This window comes from Streptomyces sp. NPDC001890, from assembly GCF_042891445.1.
GTDB lineage: Bacteria > Actinomycetota > Actinomycetes > Streptomycetales > Streptomycetaceae > Streptomyces.
In genome coordinates, this window is record NZ_JBIATE010000089.1 from 1 (window position 1) to 1444 (window position 1444).

The following is a 1444-nucleotide window of genomic DNA, read 5'->3' on the forward strand; positions in this document are numbered from 1 at the left end:
CAATACCGGTGACTTTGGTGGCAGTGGGTCGTTGGTTGTGGTGTGCCGAGGCCTGGACAGGTGAAGTCGTCGAGCGAGCGTTTGTCGGACCGGATTGCTCTGGGGGTGCTGACACGGGCGTTTCCGCCCGGGCTGGTGGATGAGGCGGTTGCGGAGTGCGGGCGTGTGGAACAGCGGTCGCGGCTGCTGCCGGCCCGGGTCGTGGTCTATTTCGTGCTCGCCATGTGCCTGTTCTCCGGGCAGGGTTATGAGGAAGTTGCGAGGCTGCTGACTCACGGTCTGGAACGCGTGCGGCGAGGGGAGAAGCCGTGGCGGGTGCCGACCACCGCGGCGATCGGCCGGGCCCGCCGACGGCTGGGGCCGGAGCCGTTGAAGGTGCTGTTCGAGCGGGTGTGCCGGCCGGTCGCGACCAGAGAGACAGCTGGCTCCTGGTACCGGCGGTGGAGGCTGGTCGCGGTGGACGGCACGGTCTTCGATGTCCCGGACACCGAAGCCAACGGTTGCTTCTTCGGCCGGCCCGGCTCGGGCCGGGGACAGCAGCGGAGCGCGTATCCGCAGGTGAGAGTTGCCGTGTTGGTGGAGTGCGGGACGCATGCGGTGTTCGCCGCGGCAACCGGTCCGCTCACCGTGCACGAACAGCACCTCGTCCCCGGACTGCTGGACCGGCTCGGGCCCGGGATGCTGATGATGGCCGACCGGGGCATCACCGGCTTCGAACTGTGGCGGGCCTCGTCCGGCACGGGCGCCGACCTTCTGTGGCGGGTCCGCAAGAACATCGTGCTCCCGGTCCTTGAACAGCTCGGTGACGGCTCCTACCTGTCCCGGATCGCGGCCGCCGATGACCGTGCCCACCGCGGCCCGGCCCCGGTCCGGGTGATCGAGTACACCCTCGACGGAGACGACGGCACGGTCTACCGGCTCATCACCACCATCTGCGATCCGGACCAGGCCCCGGCCGCAGAACTGGCAGCCCTCTACCACCAGCGGTGGGAGATCGAGAACACCCTCGACGAGATCAAAACCCACCAGGGCGGCCGCCAACTGGTCCTGCGCTCGCAATACCCCGACGGCGTCGAGCAGGAGATCTACGGATTCCTCCTGGTCCACCACGCCCTCAGAGACGTCATCCACGACACCGCCCACCAAGCCGGTCTCGACCCGGACCGGATCTCCTTCACCCGCACTCTGAACGCCGCCCGCCGCCACGTCACCGACCAGGCGGCACTTTCCCCCCTCACGGCTGAAACGAGCCCTCTCCCACACCAGCGGTGAACTGCTGGAACGACTCCTGCCTCCCCGCCGACCACGCGCCAACCCCCGCGTCATCAAACGCAAGATGTCCAGCTGGCACCTCAAACACCCCCATCACCACAACACACCACAACCACCAGCCAGAACAGTCACACTCATCCCACCCACCAAACCCACCAGCAGACGCCAGAAG

At 67.7% G+C, this 1444-nt stretch carries 1 protein-coding gene; it reads left to right on the forward strand.

The features are described 5' to 3' along the window. Positions 1–42 precede the first annotated feature (42 nt). Positions 43–1272, forward strand: coding sequence for an IS4 family transposase (locus tag ACFYY1_RS43270; protein ID WP_388595609.1), 1230 nt, complete (start codon positions 43–45; stop codon positions 1270–1272). Positions 1273–1444: the final 172 nt, after the last annotated feature.